Origin of the sequence: Rhodococcus sp. BH5, from assembly GCF_027583855.1 — a bacterium.
Classification (GTDB): Bacteria; Actinomycetota; Actinomycetes; order Mycobacteriales; family Mycobacteriaceae; genus Rhodococcus_F; species Rhodococcus_F qingshengii.
Map to the genome: position 1 here is coordinate 1,341,370 of NZ_JAJHVW010000001.1, position 6,889 is coordinate 1,348,258.

The following is a 6,889-nucleotide window of genomic DNA, read 5'->3' on the forward strand; positions in this document are numbered from 1 at the left end:
CGTGTGGGCATCAGGTGTGACTCTGGCCTGCACTGCGCCTTGCTGAGCCAGGACCTGAAACTCGAGAGCTTGTCCAGCCACGCAGCTCGTTCCGAACACCTATGCAGACAGCGGAGAATTGATGCCATTATCGACGGACGCGGCGGTAGTCGTGGAGGACGTTCACAAGTCCTTCAAAGATGTCCACGCTCTGCGCGGTATCAACTTTCAGGCCCCCAAAGGTTCGGTTCTCGGCATTCTGGGACCCAACGGGGCAGGCAAGACCACCACGGTCAAGGTGCTGTCGACGCTGATCCGTCCCGACAGCGGACGCGCGATGATCGCCGGATACGACGCGGTACGAAATGCCCCGGAGGTTCGTCGTTCGATCATGATGACGGGGCAGTTCGCTGCACTCGACAACGCACTGACCGGCCGCGAGAACATCGAACTTTTTGCACAGTTGATGGGCTTGGATCGTGCATCGGCGAAGCAACGGGCCGTTGACCTCCTGGAAGAGTTCGACCTCGTCGAGGCCGGCGCTCGCACCGTGGCAAACTACTCGGGCGGTATGCGTCGTCGCATCGACATCGCGTGCGGGCTCGTCGTTCGCCCCGAAGTCGTGTTTCTCGACGAACCGACCACCGGATTGGATCCGCGCAGCCGTCAGAGCGTGTGGAATCTCGTCCAAACCCTGAAAGAACAAGGCATCACGGTTCTGCTGACCACGCAGTACCTCGAGGAAGCCGACCTTCTCAGCGACAACATCATTGTGATCGACAAGGGATCGGTCATCGCCGAAGGAACCGCAGATCAGCTCAAGGCCCGTACCGGAGCTAGCTTCTGCGAAATCGTTCCGATGTCCTCCGAGTTGCTCGGTCCGGCAGCCAACGCTCTGGGCAACCTACTTCCGCCGGACTTTCGTTTCGATATTGCCAAGGACAACGGAAAGATCGCGATCCCGGCACCCCGTGGATCCGCGACGCTTGCCGAGGCCTTGCGCCGCCTCGATCACGCGAGAATTCCGCTTGCCGACATCGCGCTGCGGCGCCCGTCTCTCGACGATGTCTTCTTCTCGTTGACTGGACGCACTCAGGCTGCCGAACCCGGTGAGGTCGGTGAGCCTGCGTGACCACTACGACCAAGTACCAAACCCCGAACCTGACGCTGCAGAAGACCGGTCGCCGCGAAATCTCGGTTCCTGCGGCCACTCGAGTAGGACGTCACCGTCGCCCGAATCCGTCGGCGATAATGCAGTGGTGGGTTCTCACGGGTCGCACGTTGCGGGCGATGATCCGACGCTACGAACTGGTCATAGCCGTCATCGCTCCGTTGATATTCACAGTGGGCTTCTACTTGCCGTTGAAGTTCGTGATGCAGCTCCAAGGCATCGACTACGCGCAGTTCCTGATGCCGATCATCGTGTTGCAGGCCATGGCCTTCACGTCGATTTCGGCCGCGCAGATGTCGGCAAGGGAGAAGATCACCGGGTTCAGCTCGCGCATGCAGACCATGCCGGTCTATGGGCCCGTCCCCTTGTTGTCCCGGATGAGCAGCGGATTCGTCCGTTCAGTGGTGTCGTTGACGGCCGCACTCGTCTACGGACACGCGATCGGCTTTCGATTCACCGAAGGTGGTGGCCAGGCAGCGCTCTTCTGCGGCTTGGCCTTGGTGTTCAGCACCTGCTTGTCGCTGGGCGCCGACGCTATCGGCTCACTCTCGAAGAGCCCGCAGGCAACCAGCCAAGCCCTTACCCTTCCCCAGCTGATCTTGGGCATGCTTTCGTGCGGCTTCGTTCCCGAGACGGGCTTTCCCGAGTGGATCCGCCCCTTCGTGCGTAATCAGCCAGTCTCACAATTCTCCTTCGCGATGCGCGATCTCGCGCACGGCGGTGTCACGTCGCACACGATGTTCCCGGTTGTGATGTGGTCGTTGGGACTGCTTGTCGTCTGCGCTCCCCTTGCCTACTGGGCAAGTACAAGGCGGGCATGATGACAAGCACTGACAAGTCACTCGACCAGAACGAGCTACGACGGGGCCGGACGCTGAACTTCCCGGAACCTAACGCCGCGCTTCCGGAAAACTCCGCAAAAGCTCTGTGGACGCACAGCCTGATTCAAGCTCGGCGTCTACTCGTCAGTTGGGCTCGTGATCCGTCCACCGCAATCCAAGCGTTGTTGTACCCGGCCCTGACTCTCATCATGTTCCGAGTTGTACTCGGGAACTCGATCAGTGCAGCCACCGGTCAGCCGAGTATCTACGGCACTGTTCCGCTGATCATTCTGGTCGGCGCGATGTTCGGTTCCATTGCGAGTGCTGTCGGGCTTCGGACGGAGAAGACCAGCGGACTGCTCAGCCGATTCTGGACGCTTCCAGCCCACCGCGCGTCGGGGTTGGTCGGGCGAATGATCGCCGAAGCCGTCCGTGTCCTCGTGACGACGATCGTGATCATCGGAGTCGGTTTCATCGCCGGATTCCGTTTCAACCAAGGCCCGGTTGCCGCGATCGGAATGCTTCTTCTGCCGATTGTGTTCGGTATCGGCTTTGCGGTGATGGTGACGGCCCTGGCTACGGTGTCCGACAATCTTCCACTCGTAGAAATCGTCTCCATCGGCTGCACGCTGCTGATGTTCTTCAACAGTGGTTTTGTGCCCACGATGGCGTATCCCGTCTGGTTGCAGCCAGTGATCGCCGCGCAGCCTATGTCGGTGGCCGTCGAAGCGATGCGAGGAATGTCGCTCGGTGGGCCAGTTCTCGTACCCGTGCTCAAAACATTTGCATGGTCCTTCGGAATGATCGCTGTATTCCTGTATCCGGCGATTAAGGGATACCGGCGGGCCGCCTCGGACTAACGCCTGTGTCCAAATCTCGACCTACCGAATCGGTCGCTCCGTAACGTATCCGACGATCCGGTCGACATATCCAATCGGGAAGCTATAGACAGTCGCTTTTCCGAGAACCGTTTCAACCGAGAGGTAAGAAGTCTTGACGCGAAACTCTACGACCTGGCGACGCACCGTGCAGATCGGCGTGTTGGCTGTCGCCGGTTCACTGTTCACTGCAGGTATCGCGCAGGCCGTCCCCGCGCGCGTCGGTGGCGACTCATCCGAAACAGCGTCGACGGGCTCTTACGTCAAGTCCGTCGAGAAGGTCAATGACCGTCAACTCGTAGTCAATGTTTATGCGGCGTCGATGGACAAGGTCATTCCGATCCAGGTCATCACTCCCGCTGACAATTCCGAGCCTCGCCCGATCGTGTATCTACTGAACGGTGCCGGCGGCGGGGAAGACGCTGCTACGTGGGAGAGGCAAACCGACGTAGTCGAGTTCTTTGCCGACAAGAACGTGAACGTCGCCACTCCTGTCGGCGGTCGACTCTCGTACTACACGGACTGGGAGAAAGACGACCCCAAGGCTGGACGCAATAAGTGGTCGACCTTCCTGGGCAAAGAATTGCCTCCGTTGTTGAACGAAGAGTTGGGGAGCAACGGCAAGCAAGCCATCTCGGCCATCTCGATGTCCGGTACATCGGTACTGAACCTGGCGATCGAGTACCCCGGTTTCTACAGTTCTGTTGCCGCTTACAGTGGCTGCGCACAGACCAGCGATCCCCTCGGACAAGCATTCGTCCGGACGACCACGGAATGGATCGGCGGAGTCGACGACATCACCAATATGTGGGGACCGCTGGACGGACCAGGATGGGTCGAACACGATCCGCTCGTCAACGCCGAGAAGCTACGTGGGACACCGATCTACATGAGCACGGGCAACGGACTTCCCGGAATTCCGAACGACACCTTCCTCAACCCACGCCTGAGCGATGGTCGCGCGTACACCGAGAACCAGATCATCATCGGCGGCCCAATCGAAGCAGCGACCAACCTTTGCACTTCGAACATGGCCAAGCGCCTGTATGAATTGAGCATTCCGGCAGTTGTCGATTTCCAGCCGGTAGGGACCCACTCGTGGGGCTACTGGCAGGATCAGCTGCACAAATCGTGGCCGTTCATCGCCGGGTCGCTCGGAATCTGATCAACTCCTGATCTGCCTCGAAGGCCGCCTGATCGCTACACGCCCGACGCAGCGTGTCCGTACAGGTGGCCTTCGAGGCAGAGAGCTTTTCCGCCTACCGAGCGCACGAATTCTCTGAACATCCCGAACAACACTCGAAGGTCCCTCTTTGTGAACAAAAGTATTTCTCGACGTGGTTTCCTCGGCGCCGCAACAGTTCTCGGAGTGGCTAGCACCACTACCGGAGGTATTACTGCACAACCTGTTGCGGCTGAGACGATTCGTTCGGCGCCTCGACGCAGTCAATTGCCGGCTCCGAGCACAATTGACGCGACCGACCCTGCACTGCTCAGCGCTACCGAAGCCGCGAGTCTGCTCCAGGAAGGCATCCTTCATCCACGCGAGCTACTCGACGCGTGCTTGACACGCAGTCACGAGTACGACGGTGGAATCGGTTCATGGATCCGGATCTATCCGGAGGTCGCGTACGCTGCCGCCGAGAAGGCAGCGCAACGACTCTCGACCGCAGGGCGGACGAGCGATGGTGAAGCGCCACCACTGGCCTGTGGGTTGCCGATCGCTCTGAAAGATATGTTTGCGGTATCGGGATTACCGGTCACTGCCTCGAGTCGCGTCCTCGAAGGGAACATCGCCGCGGGTGACTCGACCGTATGGCGCCGCCTCAGTGACGCGGGCATGGTGTTGATGGGTCACGCGCACTGCGACGAGTTCGCCATCGGTGTGGCGACGGCACAAGTGGGCAACCCCTGGAATGCCGAGTACTCACCGGGTGGGTCGTCGGGCGGCAGTGCTGCAGTCCTGGCCGCCCGCTTCAGTCCGCTGGCAACTGGAACCGACACTGGCGGATCGCTCCGCTTGCCGGCAAGCGCAACGGGAATCACCTCTGTCAAGCCGACTTTCGGACGTTGCAGCACGTACGGAACGATCCCCCTCAACTGGACGCGTGACCATACCGGCCCTATGGCCCGAAGTGCGGCCGATGCGTCCTTACTGCTCAGTTACATGGCCGGCGTCGACGTCAACGATCCAACTACGTCTGCCGGTCCCCCGGTTCCGGCTGACGGGTACCCCTTGGCAGCTCAGGGTGGACAGTCACCGCTCGCCGGCCGCCGATTCGGCATCCCCCGTAAAGGTGTCGACAAATTGCCGGCGTCGTTGGGCACACTGTTCGCCGCGTTCACGGACACCGTCGTCGCACTCGGGGGCACCCTAGTCGACGTGACGATGCCGACCTATCCGACAGGACTACTGACCGGAGATATGGCCGAGGCCGGCCATTATCACCAGCAGTTCTCCGACCGGATCGGACTGTACAAACCGGAGCGAGCACTCTTCGTCGGGCAGGCCCTTGCATCGATGGCGGTTCCAGTCGCCGACTACATGACGTTGGCGCACAACAGGCTTCGCTACCAACACGACTACAACCGCATGCTCTCCGAGCAGAATCTCGACGCCATTCTCGTACCAGGCGCCAGTGTGGACGGCAGTAAGCGTTCTGAGGTCGCGGGCATCGCACTGTTCGACGGAGTCACCGCCGACGTCGCCTGGGCCAACTACACAGGCGCTCCGGTTGTTACTACGCCGGCCGGAAGGTCGAAGGAGACCGGACTTCCGTTCGGAGTCCAACTCGGTGGTCGCATGTGGGACGAAGCCGGTCTCATTCAGATTGCGCTGGAACTCCAAGCTGCCCAGCCTTTTTGGCAGGAAGCGCCACCTCTGACCCAAAATGCCAGGCAGATACCGACGTCGGTTATTGCCCAACCCGGCCCGGGACCTGACCCGACAAACACGCAGAACGTCGGCTTCTCGTTCAGATTTGTGCCGACGTCCTCTTAACGCTCCGATCAGCTCCTGAAGAACGCCGCCAATCGTGGACCGATCAGCTCGAGCTGATCGGTTTCCATCATCGAGTGATGCGAACTCTCGACCGTTGTCTCAGCCAGGGTTCCGTTGACGTAAGGCTTCCAGGCCTCGGCAAGTTCGATTGTCGAACCGACTCCCACGGTGGCGCTGAGAAGTACAGCGTCACCGTCGAAGACGCGCGGTACGTACCCGTCGATTATCGAGGCAGCTGAGATCGCAAAATCGTACAGAGATCCGAGTTGCTCGTCGGAGAGGAACGACAGGGAATCGAGCGATCGGCCGAGCGCGAGAATCTCGTCCCGGCCCAACGCACCGAGATCCAGGGTGTCCCCGACGTCGACCCCCCATCCAGCGGCCAGTTCGGAGACGTTGTCCCGGGCCTGGTTCTCCCCGACTTCGGTTGTGCCGCGAGGATCGATCATTGCCAGCTTCACGTCGAACCCCTTCGAGCGCAATAGAACTGCACATGCGTGTCCGATGAACCCGCCGAGCGAGTAGCCGACGATGTGGAACGGGCCGCTCGGAGTCACTCTCAGCATCTCGCGAACGTAGCGTTCGGCTAATGCGTCGACCGACGTGGGCAGAGGCCACGATTCCGTCATCACCGGTGCCTGCAGTCCGTAGAGCGGCGTCTGCGCGTCGAGGTGAGGAACCAGGCCGGAGGCTTTCCATGCCAGCCCGCTCATCGGGTGGATGAAGAATACCGGTGCGGACGATCCAGCTTCCCGGATCGGCAATAGAACATCGAGCGCCTGACTCGACGACGGCGCGCTGCCACGAAGTGTGTCTTCGATTCGGGCAGAGAGGGATTCAACTGTCGATGCACCGAACAGCATGCGCACGGGGACGTCGGCACCAACAGATGCACTCAGTTCGGACGCCAACTTCATCGCGATGAGGGAGTTGCCACCCAACTCGAAGAAATCATCATCCAACCCCACCCGATCAACACCCAACACACCCACAAACGCCGACGCCACCACCAACTCCACCGACGACACCGGAGCCCGAA

The 6,889-nt window shown here is 60.5% G+C and carries 6 protein-coding genes; 5 read left to right on the forward strand and 1 reads right to left on the reverse strand.

Annotated features, from left to right (window positions below; genetic code table 11):
* Positions 1–121 precede the first annotated feature (121 nt).
* From RhoBH5_RS06250 to RhoBH5_RS06270, 5 genes are all read left to right on the forward strand, one after another.
* Positions 122–1,111, forward strand: coding sequence for an ATP-binding cassette domain-containing protein (locus tag RhoBH5_RS06250; RefSeq protein WP_270008049.1), 990 nt, complete (start codon positions 122–124; stop codon positions 1,109–1,111).
* 29 nt (positions 1,112–1,140) lie between these two features.
* Positions 1,141–1,971, forward strand: a complete 831-nt coding sequence (locus RhoBH5_RS06255) for an ABC transporter permease (RefSeq protein WP_260456975.1) — start codon at positions 1,141–1,143, stop codon at positions 1,969–1,971.
* On the forward strand, positions 1,968–2,831 hold the full coding sequence (locus RhoBH5_RS06260) for an ABC transporter permease (protein WP_019747544.1): 864 nt from the start codon (positions 1,968–1,970) through the stop codon (positions 2,829–2,831). Before RhoBH5_RS06255 ends, RhoBH5_RS06260 begins: the two co-directional genes overlap by 4 nt.
* Positions 2,832–2,964: 133 nt before the next feature.
* Complete coding sequence (locus tag RhoBH5_RS06265; protein ID WP_241840917.1) at positions 2,965–4,014, forward strand: alpha/beta hydrolase; 1,050 nt, start codon at positions 2,965–2,967, stop codon at positions 4,012–4,014.
* Positions 4,015–4,164: 150 nt separating this feature from the next.
* Entirely contained in the window at positions 4,165–5,850 is a 1,686-nt protein-coding gene (locus RhoBH5_RS06270; RefSeq protein ID WP_372452351.1) for an amidase, read from the forward strand.
* A gap of 8 nt (positions 5,851–5,858) precedes the next feature.
* Here the strand turns inward: RhoBH5_RS06270 and RhoBH5_RS06275 are convergent.
* On the reverse strand, positions 5,859–6,889 hold a 1,031-nt coding region (locus RhoBH5_RS06275; protein WP_270008050.1), incomplete at its 5' end, for an alpha/beta fold hydrolase.

Coding starts and splice junctions, on each gene's coding strand:
- RhoBH5_RS06250 (WP_270008049.1), top strand. CDS start 122: ATGCCATTATCGACGGACGCGGCGGTAGTCGTGGAGGACGTTCACAAG.
- RhoBH5_RS06260 (WP_019747544.1), top strand. CDS start 1,968: ATGATGACAAGCACTGACAAGTCACTCGACCAGAACGAGCTACGACGG.